This window comes from Saccharothrix hoggarensis (assembly GCF_042678885.1).
In the GTDB taxonomy this organism is placed as follows: domain Bacteria; phylum Actinomycetota; class Actinomycetes; order Mycobacteriales; family Pseudonocardiaceae; genus Actinosynnema; species Actinosynnema hoggarensis.
Genome location: NZ_JBHTLK010000022.1, coordinates 1 through 22963 on the forward strand (window position 1 = coordinate 1; position 22963 = coordinate 22963).

A 22963-nucleotide genomic window follows, 5' to 3' on the forward strand; every position below is an offset into this window, starting at 1 on the left:
GCCCGGCGCACCAGCCCCGCGGCCAGCTCGCACCGCGTGGCCAGGTCCGCCAACGCGAACCGGGCGGACTGCACGTGCGCCACGGGTCGGCCGAAGAGCCGGCGCTCGCGCACGCCCTCGACGGCGTCCCGGGTGAGCGCGCGCATGACGCCCACCCAGGGCGCGCTCGTGAAGACCCAGTCCAACGTCGCCAGCAGCGGCTCCACCTCGGTGGAGGCGGAGCCGGCGGCGCCGAGCACCGCGTCGTCCGCGACCAGGCAGTGGTCGAGGACCAGCCGGCCCCACGGGCAGGTGGCCATCGCCGCCGGGCCCGCGGTGTCGTCGACCCGCAGCCCGGCGGTGTCGCGGTCCACCACGAACGCCGTGCGGCCGCCGTCGGCGTCCACCGCCACGACCAGGAAGTGGTGGGCCACCGGCGCTCCGGCGACCAGGTCCACCTCGCCGTTGAGCACCCAGCCGCCCAGCCCGGCGCGGGCCGTGACGGTGGGCGCGAGCGCCGCGCCCTGCGTCTGGTGCAACGACACCGCGCCGACCCACTCGCCCGCGGCCATCCGGGGCAGGTAGCGCTCGCGCTGCCCGGCGGTCCCGAACGCGCGCAGCGGCACGGTGGCGAGCACCGCGTGCAGGACGAGCGCGAGCGCGAGGCCCGGATCGCGGGAGTCCTCGCCCAGCGCCTCCAACAACTCGCCGGTCTCGGTCGCGGTCAGGCCGCCGCCGCCCAGCTCTCGCGGCACGAGCGGTCCCGCCACGCCGGCGGCGGCCAGGTCGGCGTCCAGGGCCGGGTCCCACCGGCGGTCTCGGTCGCGGTCGGCCGCGGTCGGCCGGACCAGCCGGTCGGCCAGGTCTCGGGCCCGTTCGGTCGGCGACGGCACGGCGCCGTCGACCTCGGTCGGGGCATGCGTGAACACCATCGGATCCCCTCTCTTTCCCCCGCGTCGCGGGGGTCGGACTTCAGGCCGCCGGCACGCGGCGGTGCGGGGACGTCTCGGTGACGTCGGCGGCCTCCAGGCTCGTCTCCGCCGGCATTCCCGGGTGCTGCTGTGCTGTCACTCCTTCTCCCGGCACCTGTCGCGGAGGTCGAGGACGAATTCCGTGAACGCACGCGACGGGCCGCGCCGAAATGGCGGCGTGGCCCGGGCGTCGTCCACTATTTTCTGCCCCGTGGCGACGGACATCAAGATTGCCCGTGTCAGAGCTTCGTCAAGGGACGTCAGAAGTCTGCAAATTACTTTGAAGTTTCTCCGGCGGAACCGGCGTGGGGCGCCGCGGCATTTCCGGCGGACGGTGCGACGTGCGGGCTTGGGCGGTGCGGTGGCCCGAACCTGCGCGTACCGGCTGGTAGGCATTCGGGGTTCCGTCGGTCGGACGGCGTGAATGGCGGGCCATTAGAGCATTCGCCAGCGCGGGTCTACCGCCTTTCGAGCGAGAGGGTCCGCGGTGATGGTGGAAGGTGATTGTCCACCCATTGTGGTGTCAATGCGGAGAAGAATGTTCCGCTGTGAAAAACAGGAAAACGTGAGCCTCCCGGGCCGGTCGTGTCCGGGACCGACCGGTGAACGTCTGCCGCGGTCCCGAGCCGCCATACGGCCGCTTGCGGCTCTCGGCCGCGGGAACCGGCGTAATTCGAGGGCGTCGCGGAAGCCGGTCGGCCACACTGCGCTGGTGCTGCTCACCCTGACCACGACGCACCGCCCGGCCACCGACCTCAGCCACCTGCTCCACAAGCACCCGGAGCGGGCGCAGTCGTTCACGACCTCTTCGGGCACCGCGCACGTCTTCTACCCACGTGCGGACGAAGAGGAGTGCACGGTCGCGCTGTTGTTGGAGGTCGACCCGGTCGCCCTGGTGCGCGGTCCCGGCAGCACGCTGACCCAGTACGTCAACGACCGCCCGTACGTCGCCGGCTCGCTGCTGACCGTCGCCCTCGGCTCCGTCTTCCGCACCGCTATGAACGGCCGCAGCGAGAGCCGCCGTGACGTCGCCGCCACGCCGATCCCGCTGACCGTGCGCGTGCCCGTGCTGCCGCACCGCCTGGTGGAACGCCTCTTCGCGCCACTGGGCTGGACGGTGGCCATCACGCCGATCCCGCTCGGCGACGGTTTCGGCGAGGACTCGCGGTACGCCGACGTGACGCTCACGGGCACCCTCACGCTGTCCGACGCCCTGAAGCACCTCTACGTGCTGCTGCCCGTCCTCGACGGCAACAAGCACTACTGGGTGGCGGAGGACGAGGTGGAGAAGCTGCTGCGCGCGGGGGAGGGGTGGCTGGGCACGCACCCCGACCGCGAGCTGATCACCACCCGGTACCTGATGCGCCGGCGTCAGCTGGTGCAGTCCGCGCTGTCGCGCCTGGCCGACGTCGAGGAGGTCGAGCCGGACGAGCTGGACAACGCGCTCACCGAGCCCCGGGTGTCGCTGGCCGTCCAGCGGCGGGACGCGATCCTCGACCAGCTCAGGCAGGCGGGCGCCCGCACGGTTCTCGACCTCGGCTGCGGTGGCGGCGCGTTGCTGCGCGCGCTCTTGGAGCAGCCGGAGTTCACCCACGTGCAGGGCGTGGACGTGTCGTCGAAGGCGCTGGCCACCGCCGAGCGCAAGCTGAACGTGGCCAGGATGTCCGACCGGCAGCGGGCCCGCCTCACGTTGCGCCAGTCGTCGCTGACCTACGCCGACCCGGAGCTGAAGGGCTACGACGCGGCCGTGCTGATGGAGGTCGTGGAACACCTCGACCCCGACCGGCTGCCCGCGCTGGAGCACTCGGTTTTCACCGTCGCGCGCCCGCGCACGGTCCTCGTCACCACGCCGAACGTCGAGTACAACGCCCTGTTCGAGACGTTGCCGGAGGGCCAGCACCGGCACTCGGACCACCGGTTCGAGTGGACCCGCGCCGAGTTCCGGGACTGGGCGGCCGGCGTCGCGGACCGGCGCGGGTACGCGGTGCGCCACCTGCCCATCGGACCGGTCGACGCCGAGCGCGGCGCGCCGACCCAGCTCGCGGTGTTCACCCTGGGGGACGACAACTGATGAAACTCAAGATCCCGGACCTGTGCCTGGTGGTGCTGGTCGGCGCGTCCGGCTCGGGCAAGTCCACGTTCGCGCGCAGGCACTTCGCACCGACGCAGGTGTTGTCCAGCGACTTCTTCCGCGGTCTCGTGGCCGACGACGAGAACGACCAGTCCGCGTCGGCGGCCGCGTTCGAGGCGCTGCACTTCGTGGCGGGCAAGCGGCTCGACGCCGGCCGCACCACGGTGATCGACGCGACCAACGTGCAGCGGGCCGACCGCGCGCACCTGGTCGAGCTGGCCCGTGAGCACAACGTGCTGCCGGTCGCCATCGTGCTCGACGTGCCCGAGGAGGTGTGCCTGGCGCGCAACGCCCTCCGCCCGGACCGCGACTTCGGCCCGCACGTCGTGCGCCGGCACCGCGCCGCGCTGCGGAAGTCCTTGAAGTTCCTCGGCAAGGAGGGCTTCAAGCGGGTGCACGTGCTGCGCGCCGAGTCCGAAGTGGACGAGGCGGTGATCGTGCCGGAGAGGCTGCTCAACGACCTGCGCCACGAGACCGGCCCGTTCGACGTGGTCGGCGACGTGCACGGGTGCCGTGCGGAGCTGGAGGAGCTGCTGGTCGAACTCGGCTACGCGCTGGTGCGCGACGACCAGGGACGTCCGGTCGACGCGGTGCCGCCGCCGGGGCGGCGTGCCGCGTTCGTCGGCGATCTGGTGGACCGCGGCCCGGACACGCCGGGCGTGCTGCGCCTCGTCATGGGCATGGTGGAGGCGGGGCACGCGCTCGCCGTGTGCGGCAACCACGAGCAGAAGCTCGTGCGCGCGCTGCGCGGCCGGAACGTCCAGCTGAAGCACGGTCTGGCGGAGTCGCTGGCGCAGCTGGCGAACGAGCCGGAGGAGTTCCGCGAGCGCGTCGTGCGGTTCTGCGACGGTCTGATCGCGCACTACGTCCTCGACGGCGGCGACCTGGTGATCGCGCACGCGGGCCTGCCCGAGCGGTACCACGGCCGCGCGTCCGGGCGGGTGCGCAGCTTCGCCCTGTACGGCGACACCACCGGCGAGACCGACGAGTACGGCCTGCCGGTGCGCTACCCGTGGGCGACCGAGTACCGGGGACGGGCGACCGTCCTCTACGGACACACGCCGACGCCGGAGGCCGAGTGGGTCAACAACACCATGTGCCTCGACACGGGTGTGGTGTTCGGCGGCAGGCTGACCGCGTTGCGCTACCCGGAGCGCGAGGTCGTGTCCGTCGCGGCGCACGAGGTCTGGTACGAGCCGGTGCGCCCGCTCGTCGTGCCCGAGGCGGAACGCGAGCCGGACGTGCTGGCGCTGTCCGACGTCACGGGTCGCCGGTTCGTCGAGACGGCCCACCGCGGCCGGATCGGGGTGCGCCCGGAGCAGGCCGCGTCCGCGTTGGAGGTCATGAGCCGCTTCGCGATCGACCCGCACGAGCTGCTGTACCTGCCGCCGACGATGGCGCCCACGGCGACGTCGCAGCGTCCGGACGTGCTGGAGCACCCCGAGGACGCCTTCGCCGAGTACCGGAACGCCGGCGTGCGCGAGGTGATCTGCGAGGAGAAGCACATGGGCTCCCGGGCGGTCGTCCTGGTGCGCAAGGACGGCGGTGGCGTCGTGCACACGCGGACCGGGCGAGCGTTCTTCGACCCGCCGCTGGGCGACGAGCTGCTGGCGCGCGTGCGCGAGGAGGTGACGAGGGCCGGTCTGTGGGACGAGCTCGATACCGACTGGCTGCTGCTCGACACCGAACTGCTGCCGTGGAACGCCAAGGCGGCCGGGCTGATCAAGGAGCAGTACGCGTCGGTCGGCGCGGCCGCCGCGGGCGCGCTCGGCCCGGCGGTCGACGTCCTCGCGCGGACCGCCGAGCGGGGCATCGACGTCGCCGACCTGCTGCGCCGGACGGAGGGCAGGCTGGCCAACGCCACCGGCTACCGGGACGCCTACCAGCGGTACTGCCGGCCGACCGACGGGTTGGCGGGCGTCAGCGTCGCGCCGTTCCAGCTCCTCGCGGCACGCGGCCGGACGTTCCACGACCGCGACCACCTCTGGCACCTCGACGTGCTGGGCAGGCTCCGGGGCGACCTGTTCACCCGCACCCGGCACCTGGTCGTCGACACGACCGACGACGAGCAGGTCGCGCGGGGCGTGCGCTGGTGGGAGGAGCTGACGGCGGCCGGCGGAGAGGGCATGGTCGTCAAGCCGCTGGCCAACCTGGTGCGCGGCGAGCGCGGTCTCGTGCAGCCGGGCGTGAAGGTGCGTGGGCGCGAGTACCTGCGGATCATCTACGGCCCGGACTACACCGAGCCGGAGAACCTCGAACGCCTGCGCAAGCGCGGCCTCGGCGCCAAGCGGTCGCTCGCGCTGCGTGAGTACGCGCTGGGCCTGGAGGCGTTGGAACGCGTCGCCCGCGACGAGCCGCTGTGGCGCGTGCACGAGTGCGTGTTCGCCGTGCTGGCGCTGGAGTCGGAGCCGGTCGACCCCCGGCTCTGACCCGCGGGCGTCACCTGCCGGGCAGCCTGCCGAGCCGCCACCCGGCGGCTGCCCAGCACAACCCCCACACCAGGAAGAACGGCGACCACAGCAGGAGGTCCCACCACGCCAGGGTGCGGGCCAGGTCGGCGTGCTCGGCGGGTGGCCGGCGGACACCCGTCAGCACCAGCGCATCGCCGACGAAACCGAACCCGACCCCGCCGATCGACCGGACGACCATGAACGTCCCGAGCGTCCACGCGATCACGAGCAGCAGTCGCCTCGGGACGACCGCTCCCCACGGCCGCACGGTGGCCAGCGCGACGATCACGCCGACCACCGCGGCGCCGGCCAGCACCCAGTGGCCGGCCACGAAGAACGGGTCGCGGGCGAGCAGTCGCTCGCGCAGGTGCGGTGGCAGGGGGTCCTTGTCGGCCAACGCGTTGGCGCCCAGGGCCTGCGCGAGCTTCATCGACCCGTAGGCCGCGGCGCACACCGCCGCGCCGTACCCGCCCCACCGCGCGCGGTCAGCCGACGGCACGTCGCGTCACCACCATGTACGACCGCACCATCTCCACGACCAGCCCGCCCACCACGAGCCCGAGGACGCCGTGGTGCCACTGCCAGCCCACGCCGAGGTCGAAGAAACCGTCCAGCACCATGATGCCCGCGCCGCCGCCGACGGCCGCCGCCATCCCGCCCAACACCACCAGCATCACCGTCCGCGGCACCCGGCGTCCCAGCGCGGTGACCGTGGCGAGGGCGACGCACGCGCCCGCCACGCCGGTCGCGGTGGCGAACCACTGCGCGACGGCCGGGTCGAGGAAGTAGGCGCGGGCCTCGGCGTCCGTCACGGGCGGTCCGCCGGGGAAGCCGAGCCGGGACTGCGCCGCGAACACCGCCTTGCCCGCCGCGTAACCGAGGAACAGCACCGCCACAGCGTACGCGGGCCAGCGACGGGGACGAGCGGGATCGACCACGATCGGGACGCTACCGAGCGGGAGCTGAGAATCCGCTGTGGACGCCGAGGGCGATCCCGTCGGCAGCCGCACCACGCGCGGTGCGGCTGCCGACGGGGTGGTCGCTCAGACGCGGCAGGGGCTGCCGCCGGGCTCGCCCGGCAACGCCTCCACGTTCGCCTTCGCCTCACCCAGCACCACGTCGGTCAGCAGGGTGTCCAGCGCGAACGCGCGCTGCACCACGCTGGTCGACGTCGTCGTGGTGCTGTTGAGCTGCAACGTGCCGATCACCAGCGGGATGGTCAGCGGCGCGCTGCCCACGTCCACCGCCAGCCCGTTGATCCGCAGGCTCGCGATCCGCGACTTGCCCGTGAAGTGCGGGTTCAGCGCCGCGTCGCACGTCACCGACGCGCTCGACTCGATCACACCGACCTCGATGGTCACCAGCAGGCTGGAGATGCGGGTGTGCTCGACCCTGGCGACGGACGACGCGCCGTCACCGGGAGCCGGTGGCGTGGCGAGCAGGTCGTCCGGTGTCTGGTCGGTCCGGGCGGTCAACGCGGTGGCCCGCACGGTCAGGATGCCGGCCGACAGGTTCACGTTGGCCACGGTCGCGCTGTCGTCCACGCACGGCACGTCCGGCGGGTTGGCCCGCGCCACCACGATCCCGGCCAGGTTCAGCGCGGTCGCCTGGCAGGAGAACACGCCGGTCCGCTCGGACGTCGTGATCCGCAGGTCCGACAGCACCGGGCTGTCGCCGGCCGGGCTCGCGGTCAACGTCGCCCGCACCTCGATGTACCGGCCGACGCGGGCGAACTCGACCCCGTTGGCCACCGGCGTGAACGTCTCGCCGGCCAGACCGGCCTCGGTGTCGGACGTGCGCGCCTCCACCGTGATCGACGTGCCCGGCGGCACGCTGCCCTGCGCCTCGGTGTTCCACGTGACGGTGCCCCAGGTCTGCCCCGCGACGCCGCCGTCCTGCACCACGGACCAGGTGCCGATCGGCGCGGTGATCTCGCCGAGCACCGACCCCGTCATGTCGCTGTAGTTGTACGGACCGGCGCCCGCGCCGAGGTCCACGGTCAGGTCGACCGCGCCGACCGGGAACCCGCCGCCGCCCACCGGACCGGCGTCCGGGTCGATGCGCTGGGCGTTGTTGGTGTGGATGTTGGTGACCCAGACCTTGCCGTTGGAGTCGACGGCGACCCCGGTGGGTCCTTCGCCGCCGGGCAGCTGCACGTTGCCGACGTACGTGCCGTCGGTGCGCAGGTGGCCCACGGTCGTCGTGCCGACGTCGAGCGCGTGGGCGACCCACACGTTGCCCTCGTTGTCGACCGCGACGCCCTGCGCCCGCGAGTGGCCGTGCGGGAAGGAGCCGAGGACGTTGCCCGCCGGGTCCAGCTTGACCGTGCGGCCGGAGTTGACCCCGGTGTGCCAGATCTCGCCGGTCCGCGGGTCCATGCCCAGGCCGTAGTCGCCGTGCGTGGTGTCCAGGCACGTGCCCGCGCCGGAGCCGGGCTCGTAGCGCAGCAGGTTGGCGCCGTACCGGGCGGACCACAGCGTGCCCGCCTGGTCGACCAGCCCGCCGTAGCCGCCGCAGCCGAGGCTGAACGGGGCGGTCAGTGGCGCGCCGTCGTCACCGGAGATCTTCTGGTGCTGGGTGTTGGAGCCGCCGGTCCACAGGTCGTTGTTGGCGTCCACGGCGACCGTGCGGGTGTTCGTGCCGGCGACCCGGCTGTAGGTGATCAGGCACTCGTCGGCCGCGGTGGTGACGCCGCCGCCGTCGTCCGCGCCGCCCGCGTTGGTCCACGGCCGGATGTCGCCCAGACCGCGCGAGGTGGCGTACAGGCCGTCGGCGTCGCGGTCGTCGCAGGTGTTGTAGGCGAACGGGCCCTTCAGGTAGTCGCCCGTCGGGTTGGCCGTGCCGTCGGCGTTCGTCCTGGTGCCGCCGAGGATCACGCCGACCCGGGTGACCGAGCCCTGGCCGCCCGCCGCCTCGTTCCGGTTGGACAGCCAGGTGTTGCCGAGCTTGTCGACGGTGGTGCGGGACGGGTTGCGCCCGCGCCCGTCCGGCGCGGACAGCCACTCGCCGACGATCACGCCGGTGTTCACGTCGATGCGCACCATCGTGCCGCGGGCGGACGCGGCCACGTTGACGAACGGGAAGAACGCGCTGCGGCGGTCGAGCTGCAACTGGTCGTTGTTCGGCGCGTCGTGGTTGACGTCCTGGAGCACGCCCTGGTCGAAGTCCGCGTCCACGGTGTAGAGCACGTCCTCGCCGGCGACCGGGGCGGCCGACGCGGCTCCGGGGGTCCCGAGGGGGAGGAGGAGCACGCCGACGGCGGCCACCGCGACGCATCTTCGGGTGTGACGCATGGATCTGCCCTTCTGGGTGGGGACCGTTCGGGAGCGGAATTCCGGGCACCAGCGTCACGTGACAACCACATGTCGAGGACGGCTCGGAACGCGTTACCCGACCCCGGAAATGCGTGTTGTCGAATCGGCAGAAATCGGGTCCGGGATTCATTCGTTTCCGAACGAATCCCGCTCCATCGGCCCACCGGCTCAATCCGGACGGTGAGCGTTGATGTTGCCGGGTAGGTCGTTCGGCCCCGCATGCTGGGCCGATCCGGGCCGATCCGGTCGCTGTGATCGTTAACCGCCCGGACACCGCCGCACCACCGGGAATTCGTCCACGCCGTCGGCCAGGTCTCAGTCCGGGCGACTGCCTTGACAAGCCCGAGCGACGTCCCGAATCCTCCGCTGGGCCCACCGGTTCCCGATCTCCCGTGAATTGCCCGGTCACCGAGGAAGGTTTCCCCGTGAACCACACCCGAGTCCTGCGCACGGTCGGCGTCGGCGTCACCGCGCTGGCGCTGGTCGCGGCCTGCGGCACGCCACCGCCCAAGGACGGCGCCGCGAGCGGAACCCCCGCCGCCTCCGCGAAGTCCGCCGCCGACTTCGGCGGGATGGACAAGCTCGTCGAGGCGGCCAAGGCGGAGGGCAGGCTCAACGTCATCGCGTTGCCGCCCGACTGGGCCAACTACGGCGAGATGATCAAGGCGTTCGAGGCGGAGTACGGCATCGAGGTCGACTCCGCGCAGCCCGACGCGTCGAGCCAGGACGAGATCAACGCGGCCAAGCAGCTCAAGGGCGGCGACCGCGCGCCCGACGTCTTCGACCTCGGCCTGAACGTGGCGCTCGCCAACAAGGACGTCTTCGCGCCGTACCAGGTGCAGACGTGGGCGGACATCCCCGACGAGCTGAAAGAGCCGTCCGGGCTCTACTACGGCGACTACGGCGGCTTCATGTCCATCGGCTACGACGCCGCCAAGGTGCCCGCGCCGACGTCGGTCAAGGACCTGCTCAAGCCCGAGTACCAGGGCAAGGTCGCGCTCAACGGCGACCCGACGCAGGCCGGGGCCGCGTTCTCCGGAGTCGTGATGGCCTCGCTCGGCAACGGCGGCTCCGCCGACGACATCGCGCCCGGCGTGGAGTTCTTCAAGCAGCTCAAGGCCGCGGGCAACTTCCTGCCGGTCGACCCGTCGCCCGCGACCATCGAGTCCGGCCAGACGCCCGTCGTCATCGACTGGGACTACACCAACGCGGCGCAGACCGCGAAGCTCGCGGGCAAGGTGGACTGGAAGGTCGTGGTCCCGTCGGGCGCGCAGGTCGGCGCGTACTACAACCAGGCCGTGAACAAGGACGCGCCGCACCCGGCCGCCGCGCGCCTGTGGCAGGAGTTCCTGTACTCCGACAAGGGCCAGAACATCTACCTGAAGGGCCTGTCGCGGCCGGTGCGGCTGGACGCGATGACCAAGTCCGGCAAGGTCGACGCGGAGGCGGCGGCGAAGCTGCCGAAGACCGGCGGCGAGCAGGTGTTCCTGACCCAGGAGCAGTCCGACAAGGCCAAGCAGGCGCTGTCCGCGACGTGGGCGCAGGCGGTGGGCTGACCGGTGGTCGCACCCGTCACCACCGGGGCGCCGGACGCGCCGTCCGGCCGCCGCAAGGGGGCCGACCGCGGCCCGTCCTCGACGTCGTTCCCGGCGTGGCTCGCCGTGGTGCCGTTCCTGGCCTACGTCGGCACCTTCCTGCTGTACCCGACGGTGCTGGTGCTCGCCGGGGCGTTCCAGGACGGGGACGGCGCGTTCACGCTGGACAACCTCGCTGGCCTGGTCGGGGGCGTGTACCTCCAGGCGTTCGCGCGCAGCGTCGAGCTGTCGCTGATCACGGCGCTGCTGGGCGCGGTGTTCGGCGCCCTGCTGTCGTGGGCGGTGGTGACGGGCAAGCCGGACGGGCTGCTGCGCCGCGTGGTGGTGGCGGGTTCGGGCGTGCTGGCGCAGTTCGGCGGGGTGCCGCTGGCGTTCGCGTTCCTGGCCACGGTCGGCTTCCAGGGGTTCGTCACGCGGTTCCTCCGGGACGGGTTCGGCGTCGACCTGTTCGCCACGGGGGCCTGGCTGTTCGAGCTGCCCGGCCTGACCTTGGTGTACACGTTCTTCCAGATCCCGCTGATGGTCATCGTGTTCCTGCCCGCGCTGGACGGTCTCCGTCCACAGTGGAGGGAGGCGGTGGACGGCCTGGGCGGGTCGTCGTGGACGTACTGGCGGCACGTCGGCGGCCCGATCCTGCTGCCCGCGTTCCTCGGCGCGGTGCTGCTGCTGTTCGCCAACGCGTTCTCCGCCTACGCCACGGCGGCGGCGCTGGTGTCGCAGGGCAGCCCCATCGTGCCGCTGCAGATCCGCGGCTTCCTGACCGGCGAGGTGCTGCTGGGTCAGGAGAACCTGGGCAAGGCGCTCGGCCTCGGCATGGTCGTGGTCGTCGGGGTCGCGATGGGCCTGTACGCCTTGTTGCAGCGGCGGGTCGCGAGGTGGCAGCGGTGACCGGGCCCGGATCCGTCGGACGCCGTGTCGCGCGCGCCGTGATCCTGACCGTGCTCGGCGTCTTCTTCCTGCTGCCGCTGGTCGCGATGGCGGAGTTCTCGACCCGCGGGCCGGGCGGCACGCGCAGCCTCGCGTCGTGGACGGGGATCGTGGACGACCCGGACCTGGTCGAGGCGATCCTGGTGTCCGTGCAGCTCGCCGTGACGAGTTCGCTCGTCGTGCTCGCACTGCTGGTGCCGACCATGACGTGGATTCGGCTGCGGCTGCCCCGGCTGCGCCGGCTGGTGGAGTTCCTGTGCCTGCTGCCCGCCGCCATCCCGGCCATCGTGCTGGTCGTCGGCATGGCGCCGCTGTACGCGTGGGTGAACTACTTCCTCGGCGACTCGCCGTTGACGCTGACGTTCGCCTACGCGGTGCTGGTGCTGCCGTTCGCGTACCGGGCGATCGACGCGGGCCTGTCGGCCATCGACCTGAGGACGTTGGCGGAGGCGGCCCGCGGGCTCGGCGCGTCCTGGGGCACGGTGCTGCTGCGGATCGTGGTGCCCAACATCCGCACCGCGCTGATCGGCGCGTCCCTGCTGTCGGTGGCGTTGGTGCTGGGCGAGTTCACCATCGCGTCGCTGCTGAACTTCGACACGGTGCAGGTGCGCGTGAACCTGCTCGGCAAGCGCGACGCGGGCGTGTCGATCGCGGTGTCGCTGCTGAGCCTGCTGTTCGCGTTCGCGCTGCTGTTCCTGCTCTCGTTCATCGGCGGTCGGCGGCGCGACGCGGCCGTCGAGGAAGGCTGACATGACGTACCTGCGACTGGACGGGCTGCGCAAGTCGTTCGGCGGGCAGACCGCGCTCGCCGGGCTGGACCTGGAACTGGCCGAGGGCGAGCTGGTCAGCCTGCTCGGGCCGAGCGGCTGCGGCAAGACGACCGCGTTGCGGATCGTGGCGGGCTTCGAGACGGCCGACGCCGGGTCCGTCCGGGTGTCCGGGCGCGACCTCACCGGCGTGCCCGCGAACAAGCGCGACATGGGCATGGTGTTCCAGGCCTACAGCCTGTTCCCGAACCTGACGGCGAGCCAGAACGTGGCGTTCGGCCTGCGGCTGCGCAAGGCCCCGGACCGTGCCGCGCGGGTCGCCGACCTGCTGGAGCTGGTCGGCCTGGCCCACCTGGGCAAGAGGTACCCGCACCAGCTGTCGGGCGGTCAGCAGCAACGGGTGGCGTTGGCCCGCGCGCTGGCGATCCGGCCCCGCGTGCTGCTGCTGGACGAGCCGCTGTCCGCGCTGGACGCCAAGGTTCGGGTGGCGCTGCGCGACGAGATCCGGCGCATCCAGACCGAGCTGGGCATGACCACGTTGTTCGTCACGCACGACCAGGAGGAGGCGCTGGCCGTGTCCGACCGGGTCGGCGTCATGTCCGAGGGCAGGCTGGAGCAGCTCGACACCCCAGCCGTCGTGTACCGGGAGCCCGCGTCGGCGTTCGTGGCGCAGTTCGTCGGCGTGACGAACGCGGTGCACGGCACCGCCGAGGCGGGAGGCGTGCGGCTCGGCGCGTACCGGCTGGCCACCGACGCGGCGGCGGGGCTGTCCGGTGACGTCAAGGTGATCGTGCGGCCGGAGGACATCGGCATCGTCCCCCACACCGGCCGGCCGGACGGCGCGCTCGTCGGCACCGTGCTCACGCAGAGCTTCCTCGGACCCGTGACCAGGCTGTCCGTCCGGCTCGACGGCGGCGACCAGCTCGTGCGGGTGGACCAGCCGTCCGGTCGGGTGGGCGACTTCCCGCCCGGCACCGCGGTCGCGCTCGACTTCGCGGCGGGCAGGGTCATGGTCGTGGCGGCATGATCCCCGCACGCGCTGGTGGCCCTGGTCCTCTGGGTCCAGCGCGGCGCTAGGGTCGGCGGAGCTTCGTCAACCTGAGCCGTTCGGCGTCGGACAGGGCCGAGTCGGTCAGCACGCGCACCCCGCGCGCGCCGATCGGCTGACCGTTCACTGAAGTGACCCAACCGGTCGGCACATCGGTGAACAGGGTGACTTCCGGAGTTCCGGCGACATGGCCGTAACCCAATACCGTCGACCGGCCGACGGTCGGTCCGTTCACCACGACATAATCGCGATCGGCGAGGGTCGGATCGGTCACCCACGGGACTTCGTCGCCCAACGTCCAGCCGCCGATGCCGCCGTAGCGCAGGAGGAACGTGCGGGCGTGGTGGATGGTCACCACGTAGTTGTGGTCGGAGTCCGACTCGGTGGGCGTGCGGGCGAACGTGAGGCCGTAGGAGACGCCCGTGGCGCGCAGCCTGCGGGAGAACTCGGCCAGGTCACCCCCGCAGGCGCCGATCGCGCGGGACAGCGCGGACCACGCGCCGGTGGCCGTCTGGTTGGACAGGCGCGCGCCCGGCCACGGGTCGCGGATGGTCAGGCCGCCCCAGATGAGGCGCACGGCGGGAGCCGGCCAGACATTGTCGCGCTCACCCCGGTAGAGCGTCATGTCCGGCATGGGAACGCTCCTCGCGAGGAATTCGTGAAGAGGAATCGGCTCGATCGTACGCGGAGCCGGGCGGATCTCCCGCGAATTCACCGCCAAGGAGCATCGGAGTACGACATTTCGGTGGTGCAGGGCGAATATGCAGTGTTCGGCGCCACGCGTGCGGGAGGGCCCGCCGCTGGCGTGCGACGGGCCCTCCCGGCCGAACGTGTGGCTGGTCCGTGCGGACCGGCGGACTAGCGCGGGAACAGGTCCCGGTAGGCGCCCTGGGTCTGCACGTTCAGCTCGCCGACCCGGATGGCCTTGGCCGTCGCGGTCCGCGGGTCGCGGATGTCGAGGACGTCGAAGCCCTTCGCCATGTCGGACGAGTAGATGTAGCCGTTGTAGTAGTACGCCGACCACGAGCCGCCGCCCTTGCCGTCGGGCAGCGGGCCGCGCTCGAACCAGCCGATCTCCTGGGGGTTGCGGGAGTCGGTGAAGTCCCAGATCGAGATGCCGCCCTGGTACCACGCCTGCACCATGATGTCGCGTCCCTGCACCGGGATCAGCGAACCGTTGTGCGCCACGCAGTTCTCGGTGTCACCCTGGGTCCGGGAGATCTTGTAGTAGGAGCGGAACTCCAGCTCGCGGGCGTCACCGTCGCCGGTGATGTCGTAGATGCCGTCGGCGCCGCGGGTCTTGCCGATCTTCTCGTTGCAGGTGGCCGCGCCACCGCCGCCGAGCTCGTCGGTGAAGACGACCTTGGTGCCCTCGTTGTTGAACGTCGCCGAGTGCCAGAACGCGAAGTTCACGTTGTCCTGCACGCGGCTCAGCTCGCGCGGCTTCTCCCGGTCGGAGATGTCCCACAGCACGCCGTCACCCATGCAGGCGCCGGCCGCGATGTCCTTCGCCGGGTACACGGTGATGTCGTGGCAGCCGGACGTCGCGCGGACGTAGCCGGTCTCGATCGTGCCGTCACGGCCGGGGTTGCCGCCGTCCGGGAACAGCACGTTCTCGGAGAGCAGCGACGCCGACGCCGGGTCGGCCAGCGGCACCTTGACGATGGAGATCAGGTCGTGCGGCGGCTGGCAGTCCGGGAAGGCCGCGTTCGGGCCGTAGGACGAGACGTACAGGTAGACGTCCTTGCCCTGCTTGTCGGGCACCAACGTGTGCGTGTGCGAGCCGCACTTGGTCTCGACCGCGGCGACGTAGCGCGGGCTGCGCTTGTCGCTGATGTCGAAGATCTTGATGCCTTCCCACGCGTTCTTGTTGGTCGCGGGGAGCGGCGTGCTGGCGCACGAGTTGTCGCTGCGCGACGAGTCGGTCGACAGGAAGAGCAGGTCTCCCTTGACCGAGATGTCGTTCTGCGAGCCCGGGCACCACACCGTGCTGACGATGGAGGGCTTGTGCGGTTGGCGGATGTCGTAGATCACGAAGCCGTCGTAGTTGCCGTCGAACGCGTACCCGTCCTGGAACGCCAGGTCGGACCACGTGGACGACTCCGTGAACGGCGCCGGCTTCGGCAGGTTCGCGAGGTGCTTGACGTTGCGGCTGTGCCGGATCTCGTCGACGCCGGGAATCCCGGTCGCCGACTGCTCCTGGCTCGACAGCTGGGTCTCGGACAGCCCGGCCAGGTCGGCGTCGTCCGGTGCGGCGGTGGCCTGCGGAGCCCAGGTGAGGACGGACAGGCCGAGCGCGAACGCTCCCAGAACCGCGACCGGCGTTCTGCGCCGTCGGCTCGAATCGCGTACTTCCACTTCAGGTTCCCCTTCCAACCCTGTGCAGGGACCGCAGTATCGCCCGTTCGCAACGCTAAGGACAGACCCGATCGTCGGGAATCTTCCGGGCTTCCGACTCGTGGAATGGACGGGTACGTTGACGGCCGACCGGAGGTTCTAGGGGGTAGCTGGATGCGGATCGTGTTCGTCGCGGTGGTGTTGGCGGTGTTGGCCGGCTGCACGTCCCAGACGGAGGACAAGCCGCCGATCATCGCGCCGCAAGGCCCCGGCGAGCAGGCGCAGACGTTGTCCCCGGACGATTTCGGCACCGATCGCTGGGTCGCGCCGAGCGAAGCGGACCTGAAGTACGTGGCCCGCATGATCGTGCACCACAAGCAGGCGTTGGACATGTCGGCGCTCGCGCCGGAACGCGCGCAGAACGAGACCGTGAAGGGCCTGGCGTCGCGCATCCACGACACCCAGGGCCCCGAGATCGGCGCGATGGAGCAGTGGCAGCGGCAGTACGCCGAGCGCGCGCCGGAGCACGGCCACAGCGGTGACCTGCCGGAAGTCGACCACGGGTCCATGCCGGGCATGGCCTCCGACGAGCAGTTGGCGGCGCTGGCGGCGGCCCGCGGCGCGGACTTCGACCGGCTCTTCCTCCAGTTGATGATCGCCCACCACGAGGGCGCGTTGCAGATGGCGATCGAACTGCTGTCGTCCGGCACCGACGTGCGGGTCGAGGAGATGGCCAACGACGTGGTCGCGTCGCAGACCGACGAGATCGAGCGGATGAAGGCGATCAAGATCCCCTGATCGTCAATTCCCGATCACATTCCCGTGATCACGGCGTGAGCACGAGGTCTTCCGAGGGCTGGAAGGTTTCCACGGCGTTGCCGGTGACGTGGCGCGCGATGCCCGCGTTGCGCTTGTGCGCTTCTTTGAACGAGTCCGACGCCACCCACGCGCGGAAGTCGTCCTCGCTCTCGAATTCATTGATCGACACGTACGGCTGGTCCGGGCGGGTGGGGCGCAGCAGCGTGCTGCGGCGCAGACCGGGCACGCCGGGCAGGTAGGCGCGCATGTTGTCGCGGAAGCGCGCCTCGAACTCGTCGGCGCGGTCGGCGGGCACGAACAGGCGGTTGGTCGCGATGAACATCTCCGCACCTCCGGGAGTTCCCGACGCTGTGTAGGGAACTATTCCAACGGCGCGTCGGTAACGCAAGGGCTACGATCCGGGCGTGCCCAGGATCAGCGCCGACACCCTCGCGGAGCACCGCGCGAACCGGCTGCGCGACCTGCTGGCCGCCGGCCGCGACATCGTGGCCGCCGAGGGCGCCGACGCGCTGACCCTCGCGTCCCTGGCCCGCCGGGTCGGCCTGTCCCGTCCGAGCCTGTACGAGTACTTCCGGTCCCGCGAGGAGCTGGTCGCGGCGATCGTGTCCGACGAGCTGCCGGGGTGGGCGCGCAAGCTGGACGAGGCCGTGCGCTCGGTCGACGGCGTGCCGGCCAAGGTCGAGGCCTACCTCCGCACCGAGTTGGAGATCGTCGCCGACGGCAGCCACGGCGCCGTGGTCGCGCTGTCCGCGCACGCGCTGCCCGAGGCCGCCCGGACCCGCATCCGCGCCGAGCACGAGAAGCTGCTCGCGCCGCTCGTCGACGTCCTGGCGGAGGCCGGCGTCCCCGCGCCCGCCCTGCGCGCCGTCCTCATCCACGGCGCGGTCGAGGCCGCCGCACGCACCCTCCGCCCCGGCGCCGCCGACCACAACGAGTCCGTGGTCGCCGCGCTCGTGGCCCAGGTGCTGCACGGCCTGCGCCCCTGAGGTCCCCGGGGGCGGTTTTCAGGGTGGTCTACGGGTAGATCAACCGATCGGTTGATGCGAGGTGTGGCCCGCCGTGGGATCCGTCGGGGCGCCGCCCCGACGACGCTGGTGGCATGCCAATCATCGAGGTGGTCGACCTCGTCAAGAGGTACGACCGGAAGGTCGCGGTGGACGGTGTGTCGTTCACCGTCGACGAGGGGGAGATCTTCGGGGTCCTCGGCCCGAACGGGGCCGGGAAGACGACGACGGTCGAGTGCGTCGAAGGCCTGCGCACGCCGGACGGCGGCACGATCCGCGTCGCCGGCCTCGACCCGCGGCGGGACAGGGCGCGGCTGCGCGCGCTCCTGGGCGTGCAGCTGCAGCAGAGCGAGCTGCCCGACCGCATCCGGGTCGGCGAGGCGCTGGACCTCTACGCCTCGTTCCACCGCGACCCGGCCGACTGGCGCGAGCTGCTGGCCCGCCTCGGTCTGTCCGACCGGGTCAAGACCGAGTACCGCAAGCTCTCCGGCGGGCAGAAGCAGCGCGTCTCCATCGCGCTGGCGCTGGTCGGCAAGCCCAGGGTGGCGGTGCTGGACGAGCTGACCACGGGCCTCGACCCGCAGGCCCGCCGCGACACGTGGAGCCTGGTCGAGCAGGTCCGCGACTCCGGCGTCACGGTCGTCCTCGTCACCCACTTCATGGAAGAGGCCGAGCGGCTCTGCGACCGGATCGCCGTGATCGACGCGGGCCGGCTCGTCGCCGTCGACACCCCGGCGGGGCTCGTGGCCCGGGTGGACGGCGAGCAGCGCGTCCGGTTCCGGCCGGCCACGCCGCTGGACGTCGCGCTCCTCGAAGCCCTGCCCGAGGTCTCCCGGGTCGAGGCGCGCGGGCCGCAGCTCGTCGTCACCGGCTCCGGCAACCTGCTGCACGCCGTCACGTCCGTGCTCGCCCGCAACCAGGTCGTCGCCGCCGACCTGCGCGTCGAGCAGGCCGGGCTGGACGACGCCTTCATCCACCTCACCGGCCGCACGCTCACGGAGTAGCACCATGCTGAAGATCGTCACCACCGAGTGGAAGCTGTTCCTGCGCGAGCCGAGCATGGTGGTGTTCTCCATCCTGTTCCCGAGCACCCTGCTGCTGGTGCTCGGCGCGATCCCCGCGTTGCGCACCCCGGACCCCAACTTCGGCGACCTCAGGTTCATCGACTCCTACGTGTCCACGCTGGTGGTGATCGCGCTGGCGTTCCTGGGGCTGAACAAGCTGCCCGCCACCGTCGCCACCTACCGCGAGAAGGGCGTGCTGCGCCGCTTCTCCACCACCCCGGTCCACCCGGCGCGGTTGCTCGTCGCCCAGCTGATCGTCAACGTCGTCGCGGGCGTGATCTCGGTCGTGCTGCTGATGGCGGTGTGCCGGCTGGTGTTCGCCATCGACCTGCCGCACCACCCCGTCGGGTTCCTGGTGACGTTCGTGCTGGGGATGCTGTCGCTGTCCGCCCTCGGGCTGCTCGTGGCGGCGTGGGCGCCGACGGCGCGGTCGGCCGGGGGCTGGGCGGGCGTGGTGTTCATGCTGGTCATGTTCTTCGGCGGCGCGTACCTGCCCCGGTTCCTGATGCCGGAGTTCCTGGTCCGCGTCGGCGAGTTCCTGCCGCCGGGCGTCGGCGCGTTGCAGGAGTCGTGGCTGGGCGTCGCACCCGACCCGGTGCAGCTCGCCGTGCTGGCCCTGGTCACGGTCGTGGCGGGTACCGTCGCGGCGAAGTCGTTCCGCTGGGAGTAGGGGGATGGGCGTGACGGACGCGCTGGACCGGTGGGAACGGCGGCTGAACGCCGTCGGCCACGCCATCCCCTACTTCGTGCTCCTCCTGTCGACCGCCCTGTACGTGGCCATCGGGCCGGCGGCGTGGCCCGCGACGGTGGTGAACGCCGGCATCGCGGCGGCGACGTGCCTGTGGATGCTGTGGTGGCACACCCTGCACCCCGGCTGGCGCTCGCGGCCCGGCCTGATGGCGGTCTTCTTCGTCGGCGTCCTGGTCGCGTACGCGGTGCTCGGGCTGCGCGACCCGTGGTTCGGGTTCTTCTCCTTCGCCGGGTACATCTACGCCATCGAGGTGCTGCCCGGGCGGTGGAAGTTCGCCGGCGTGGTGGCCACCGCGGTGCTGGCGGCGACGTCCATGCACGGCGGGCTCCCGGCGGCCCGACCCGGCCCGATCGCGGTCTACCTGGCCGTCGTGGCGGTGATCGTGGTGATCGCCTGCACGTTCACCATGCTCGGCCACGTCACCGCCGAGCAGTCGCGGCGGCGCAAGGAACTGGTCGCCGAGATGGCGGCGATGATGGAGGAGAACGTGGGTTTGCACGCCCAACTGCTGATCCAGGCGCGTGAAGCGGGCGTGCTGGACGAGCGGCAGCGCCTCGCCCGCGAGATCCACGACACGCTCGCCCAGGGGTTCACCGGCATCATCACGCAGCTCCAGGTGGACGAGAACCCGCCCCGGCACGTGGAGACGGCGTTGCGGCTGGCCCGCGAGAACCTCGCCGAGGCACGCCGTTCCGTGCACGCCCTCAGCCCGCCCGCGCTGGAGAACGCCAACCTCCCGGACGCGTTGGAGGAGGTCGCCACGGGGTGGACCGACCAGACCGGCGTGGCCGCGTCGGTCTTCACGACGGGGGCGGCGCGCGCCCTGCACCCCGAGGTGGAGGTGACGTTGCTGCGCGCCGCGCAGGAGGCGTTGTCCAATGTGGCCAAGCACGCGGGCGCGTCGCGCGTGGGGTTGACGTTGTCGTACATGGAGGACGTGGTGACGCTGGACGTGCGGGACGACGGCGCGGGGTTCGACCCGGGGACGCGCACGGCGGGGTTCGGGCTGGTCGGCATGCGGCAGCGGGTGGCCCGGCTGGCGGGGGAGCTGGTCGTGGAGTCGGAGCCGGGCGGCGGCACGGCGGTGTCCGCGTCGGTGCCCGCGATCCCGGCGGAGGCGGCCCCGTGAGCGGCCCGGTGAGCGGACCCGTGAGCGGCGATCCGGTGATCCGCGTGGTGATCGTGGACGACCACCCGGTGGTGCGCGACGGGCTGCGCGGGATGCTCGGCGGCGCGGGTGACGTCGAGGTGGTGGGCGAGGCCGCGGACGGCGAGGAGGCCGTGGCCGTGGTGCGGGCCGTGCGGCCGGACGTCGTGCTGATGGACCTGCGGATGCCGGGCGTGGACGGCGTCACGGCCATCGAGCGGCTGCGCGGCTTCCCGACCCGCGTCTTGGTGCTGACCACGTACGACACGGACAGCGACGTGCTGCCCGCGATCAAGGCCGGCGCGACCGGCTACCTGGTGAAGGACACGCCGCGGGACGCGCTGTTCCGCGCGGTGCGCTCGGCGGCCAAGGGCGAGGCGGTGCTGTCGCCGTCGGTGGCGACGCGGCTGCTGGGCCAGGTGCGGCAGCCGGCGGCCGAGCCGTTGAGCGACCGCGAGGTGGAGGTGCTGGGCCTCATCGCCCGCGGCTGCACGAACCGCGACGCGGCGGCGAAGCTGTTCATCAGCGAGGCGACCGTGAAGACGCACCTGGTGCACGTCTACGCGAAGCTGGGCGTGAAGGACCGCGCCGCGGCCGTCGCGGTCGCCTACGAACGCGGGCTGCTAGGCGCTTAGCCGTTCCGCCGCGGCACGTCCCGCGATCGCGAACGCCATCGCGGCCAGGCCCTCGGTCTTCCCGACGTGCGTGAGGACGACCAGCATGTCCGCCTTGCTCAGCAGCAGGTGGCACACGTGCGTGTCGTCGTCGGACTTGTGGAAGCACATGGCGAACTGGGCGTCGGCACGCATGTCGACCACGTTCAGCTCGTCCACCGGCGTGTAGGTGCCGCCGTCGACCTCGATCGGCGCGCACTCCAGCGACGCCCGCGCGAGGTCCACGGTCTCCTTGGCCGCGCCGTCCCGGACGTACGGGATGATCGTCTGCTGGAGGGCGGTGCCGGGACTCGTCCAGGAGTGGGTCTCCTGGACGGTCGCCCTGTCGCCGTCGGTCGCCAGCTCGTCCGGGCAGAGCACGACGAAGCCGGCGCCCTCCTCGCTGCCCTGCGGCTGGAAGCCGAGCCGCGCGATCGCGTCGTCCGGGATGCGCGCCTCGGTGACCCGCGCCTGGAGTGCGGCCGGATCGGGAGCCGGGGCCGCGGTCGTCGTCGCGGCGGAGGGCTGCGGCGCGGCCGGCGCCTCCGCGGTGCAGCCGACCAGCACGAACAGCACCAGGACGAGCCCCCCGAATCGCATGCGGCGGACCATATCAGGGCATGGCGGACGGCATGCGGTACCGCGGTGCTCCTCGCCACCACGCACCGGTGGCGGAGCGCGCTACGCGCCACACACCGCAGCGGCGTCCTTGTGGATCGGGACTTCGGTCCAGGACAGGGGCAGACCGCCGCCACCGCGCCGCACCGCGACGAGCTCGGCGGCGATGGACACCGCCGTCTCCTCGGGCGTGGCCGCGCCGAGGTCGAGACCGATGGGGGAGCGCAGGCGGGCCAGTTCCGCGTCGGTGACGCCTTCCGCGCGCAGCCGGGCCACCCGGTCGAGGTGCGTGCGGCGGGAGCCGAGCGCGCCCACGAACGCCAACGGCAGCCGCAGCGCGGTCTTCAGCAGCGGCACGTCGAACTTGGGATCGTGCGTCAGCACGCACACCGCGGTGGACGTGTCGGTCGGCGTCGCGGCCAGGTACCGGTGCGGCCAGTCGACCACCACGTCGTCGGCGTGCGGGAACCTGTCCACAGTGGCGAAGACCGGACGTGCGTCGCACACGGTCACGTGATATCCCAGGAACTTCCCTTGTCGCGCCACCGCCGAGGCGTAGTCGATCGCCCCGAACACGAGCAGGCGCGGCGCCGTTCCCCAGGACTCGACGAGCGAGTTGTCCACAACCGACGAGGAAGTGGGTGCGGACTCCGGGAATTCCACCGAACCTGTCCCCATGACCAACGACCTCGTCAACACCACCGGACGCCCCTCCACCGCCGCCCGCATCGCCGCCCGGATCTCCGGGGTGGCGAGCTGGACGAAGACCTCCAGCTCGCCACCACACGTGAGACCGACCGCGAACGCGTCCTCGGCCGAGTACCCGAAGCGCGCCAGCCTCGGCGTGCCCGTGGCGAGCACTTCGAGCGCCAACTCGTACACGGCGCCCTCGACGCACCCGCCCGACACGCTGCCCACCACGCGCCCGTCCGGGTGCACGGCCAGCGCCGCGCCCACCGGTCGGGGCGCGCTGCCGCGCACCGACACGACGGAAGCGACGGCGAACGGCCCGGTCCACTCCAGCACCGAAGCGGCCAACTCACGCACGAGATCCTCCCAAGCGCAGGACCGCGGTGATCCGGTCGACCCCGAAGCGGAGGACGACGAGAACCGCGATCACGGTGATCAGCCCGCCGAACACGAGCCTGGGTGCGGCGGCCGGTGCGGGCACGCCCGCCACCGAGTCGGGGAACACCGAGTCGGGCGACGACGCGGTGGGGGTGCCGCCGCGCGCTTCCCGGCCCGTGGTGCTGCCGCGGTCGCCGACGTGGAAGAACCGGTCGGGTCGTGCGGTCCGCGCGGGGAGGTCGTCCCTGAGCCGCGTCATGGCGTCCTTCCCGTGCCCGTGGTCCCGTCCGGCACGGCCTCACCGGACGCGGTGAAATGGG

Annotated in this window: 22 protein-coding genes; 12 read left to right on the forward strand and 10 right to left on the reverse strand. The window is 72.0% G+C overall.

The genetic code is table 11. The features are described from left to right. A partial coding sequence (locus ACFQ3T_RS07105; RefSeq protein WP_380721409.1) for an acyl-CoA dehydrogenase family protein occupies positions 1 to 911 on the reverse strand: 911 nt, incomplete at its 3' end. Positions 912 to 1662: 751 nt separating this feature from the next. Here ACFQ3T_RS07105 and ACFQ3T_RS07110 point away from each other — a divergent pair. Together ACFQ3T_RS07110 and ACFQ3T_RS07115 are read left to right on the forward strand one after the other, a co-directional pair. Further along, the gene (locus tag ACFQ3T_RS07110; protein ID WP_380721412.1) at positions 1663 to 3021 is read left to right on the forward strand and encodes a 3' terminal RNA ribose 2'-O-methyltransferase Hen1; all 1359 of its coding nucleotides are present in this window, start codon (positions 1663 to 1665) and stop codon (positions 3019 to 3021) included. Next, positions 3021 to 5510: a polynucleotide kinase-phosphatase gene (locus ACFQ3T_RS07115; protein WP_380721415.1), complete on the forward strand. Its 2490-nt coding sequence runs from the start codon at positions 3021 to 3023 to the stop codon at positions 5508 to 5510. The genes ACFQ3T_RS07110 and ACFQ3T_RS07115 overlap by 1 nt, the downstream gene beginning before the upstream one ends. A 10-nt stretch (positions 5511 to 5520) precedes the next feature. On the opposite strand, the gene ACFQ3T_RS07120 is transcribed toward ACFQ3T_RS07115, so the two are convergent. From ACFQ3T_RS07120 to ACFQ3T_RS07130, 3 genes are all read right to left on the reverse strand, one after another. Further along, on the reverse strand, positions 5521 to 6030 hold the full coding sequence (locus tag ACFQ3T_RS07120) for a DUF3995 domain-containing protein (protein ID WP_380721418.1): 510 nt from the start codon (positions 6028 to 6030) through the stop codon (positions 5521 to 5523). Next, positions 6017 to 6421: a hypothetical protein gene (locus tag ACFQ3T_RS07125; protein ID WP_380721421.1), complete on the reverse strand. Its 405-nt coding sequence runs from the start codon at positions 6419 to 6421 to the stop codon at positions 6017 to 6019. The genes ACFQ3T_RS07120 and ACFQ3T_RS07125 overlap by 14 nt, the downstream gene beginning before the upstream one ends. A gap of 153 nt (positions 6422 to 6574) precedes the next feature. Then, positions 6575 to 8797, reverse strand: a complete 2223-nt coding sequence (locus ACFQ3T_RS07130; RefSeq protein WP_380721423.1) for a Vgb family protein — start codon at positions 8795 to 8797, stop codon at positions 6575 to 6577. Between the two features lie 473 nt (positions 8798 to 9270). On the opposite strand from ACFQ3T_RS07130, the gene ACFQ3T_RS07135 reads away from it, so the two are divergent. Genes ACFQ3T_RS07135 through ACFQ3T_RS07150 form a run of 4 tightly spaced genes read left to right on the forward strand, consistent with a single transcriptional unit; the run spans position 9271 to position 13161 of the window. Then, on the forward strand, positions 9271 to 10401 hold the full coding sequence (locus ACFQ3T_RS07135; protein ID WP_380721426.1) for an ABC transporter substrate-binding protein: 1131 nt from the start codon (positions 9271 to 9273) through the stop codon (positions 10399 to 10401). Between the two features lie 3 nt (positions 10402 to 10404). Further along, positions 10405 to 11328: an ABC transporter permease gene (locus ACFQ3T_RS07140; RefSeq protein ID WP_380721429.1), complete on the forward strand. Its 924-nt coding sequence runs from the start codon at positions 10405 to 10407 to the stop codon at positions 11326 to 11328. Then, positions 11325 to 12116: an ABC transporter permease gene (locus tag ACFQ3T_RS07145; RefSeq protein ID WP_380721432.1), complete on the forward strand. Its 792-nt coding sequence runs from the start codon at positions 11325 to 11327 to the stop codon at positions 12114 to 12116. Before ACFQ3T_RS07140 ends, ACFQ3T_RS07145 begins: the two co-directional genes overlap by 4 nt. Before the next feature lies 1 nt (position 12117). Next, complete coding sequence (locus ACFQ3T_RS07150; protein ID WP_380721435.1) at positions 12118 to 13161, forward strand: ABC transporter ATP-binding protein; 1044 nt, start codon at positions 12118 to 12120, stop codon at positions 13159 to 13161. Between the two features lie 46 nt (positions 13162 to 13207). Here the strand turns inward: ACFQ3T_RS07150 and ACFQ3T_RS07155 are convergent, their stop codons facing one another. Continuing rightward, a complete protein-coding gene (locus tag ACFQ3T_RS07155) occupies positions 13208 to 13897 on the reverse strand; it encodes a hypothetical protein (protein WP_380721438.1) in 690 nt (229 codons plus the stop codon). A gap of 143 nt (positions 13898 to 14040) precedes the next feature. After that, positions 14041 to 15540, reverse strand: coding sequence for an LVIVD repeat-containing protein (locus ACFQ3T_RS07160; RefSeq protein WP_380721440.1), 1500 nt, complete (start codon positions 15538 to 15540; stop codon positions 14041 to 14043). A gap of 153 nt (positions 15541 to 15693) precedes the next feature. On the opposite strand from ACFQ3T_RS07160, the gene ACFQ3T_RS07165 reads away from it, so the two are divergent. Then, positions 15694 to 16317 carry a DUF305 domain-containing protein gene (locus ACFQ3T_RS07165; RefSeq protein WP_380721443.1) on the forward strand — a complete coding sequence of 208 codons (624 nt, stop codon included), beginning with the start codon at positions 15694 to 15696 and terminating at the stop codon, positions 16315 to 16317. 28 nt (positions 16318 to 16345) lie between these two features. Here ACFQ3T_RS07165 and ACFQ3T_RS07170 read toward each other — a convergent pair whose 3' ends face one another. Continuing rightward, positions 16346 to 16660: an antibiotic biosynthesis monooxygenase family protein gene (locus tag ACFQ3T_RS07170; protein WP_380721446.1), complete on the reverse strand. Its 315-nt coding sequence runs from the start codon at positions 16658 to 16660 to the stop codon at positions 16346 to 16348. 82 nt (positions 16661 to 16742) lie between these two features. Here ACFQ3T_RS07170 and ACFQ3T_RS07175 point away from each other — a divergent pair, with 82 nt between their 5' ends. From ACFQ3T_RS07175 to ACFQ3T_RS07195, 5 genes are all read left to right on the forward strand, one after another. Continuing rightward, entirely contained in the window at positions 16743 to 17324 is a 582-nt protein-coding gene (locus ACFQ3T_RS07175) for a TetR/AcrR family transcriptional regulator (protein ID WP_380721449.1), read from the forward strand. 113 nt (positions 17325 to 17437) lie between these two features. Beyond that, a complete protein-coding gene (locus ACFQ3T_RS07180) occupies positions 17438 to 18346 on the forward strand; it encodes an ABC transporter ATP-binding protein (protein WP_380721452.1) in 909 nt (302 codons plus the stop codon). 4 nt (positions 18347 to 18350) lie between these two features. Continuing rightward, on the forward strand, positions 18351 to 19076 hold the full coding sequence (locus ACFQ3T_RS07185; RefSeq protein WP_380721455.1) for an ABC transporter permease: 726 nt from the start codon (positions 18351 to 18353) through the stop codon (positions 19074 to 19076). Positions 19077 to 19080: 4 nt separating this feature from the next. Further along, positions 19081 to 20286: a sensor histidine kinase gene (locus tag ACFQ3T_RS07190; RefSeq protein WP_380721457.1), complete on the forward strand. Its 1206-nt coding sequence runs from the start codon at positions 19081 to 19083 to the stop codon at positions 20284 to 20286. Between the two features lie 35 nt (positions 20287 to 20321). Beyond that, positions 20322 to 20939, forward strand: a complete 618-nt coding sequence (locus ACFQ3T_RS07195; protein ID WP_380721535.1) for a response regulator — start codon at positions 20322 to 20324, stop codon at positions 20937 to 20939. Here the strand turns inward: ACFQ3T_RS07195 and ACFQ3T_RS07200 are convergent. The 3 genes from ACFQ3T_RS07200 to ACFQ3T_RS07210 form a co-directional block, all read right to left on the reverse strand. Continuing rightward, positions 20928 to 21557, reverse strand: a complete 630-nt coding sequence (locus tag ACFQ3T_RS07200) for a hypothetical protein (protein WP_380721459.1) — start codon at positions 21555 to 21557, stop codon at positions 20928 to 20930. The genes ACFQ3T_RS07195 and ACFQ3T_RS07200 overlap by 12 nt on opposite strands. Positions 21558 to 21638: 81 nt before the next feature. Further along, the gene (locus ACFQ3T_RS07205; protein ID WP_380721461.1) at positions 21639 to 22622 is read right to left on the reverse strand and encodes an XdhC family protein; all 984 of its coding nucleotides are present in this window, start codon (positions 22620 to 22622) and stop codon (positions 21639 to 21641) included. After that, positions 22615 to 22902: a hypothetical protein gene (locus ACFQ3T_RS07210; protein ID WP_380721464.1), complete on the reverse strand. Its 288-nt coding sequence runs from the start codon at positions 22900 to 22902 to the stop codon at positions 22615 to 22617. Before ACFQ3T_RS07210 ends, ACFQ3T_RS07205 begins: the two co-directional genes overlap by 8 nt. Positions 22903 to 22963: the final 61 nt, after the last annotated feature.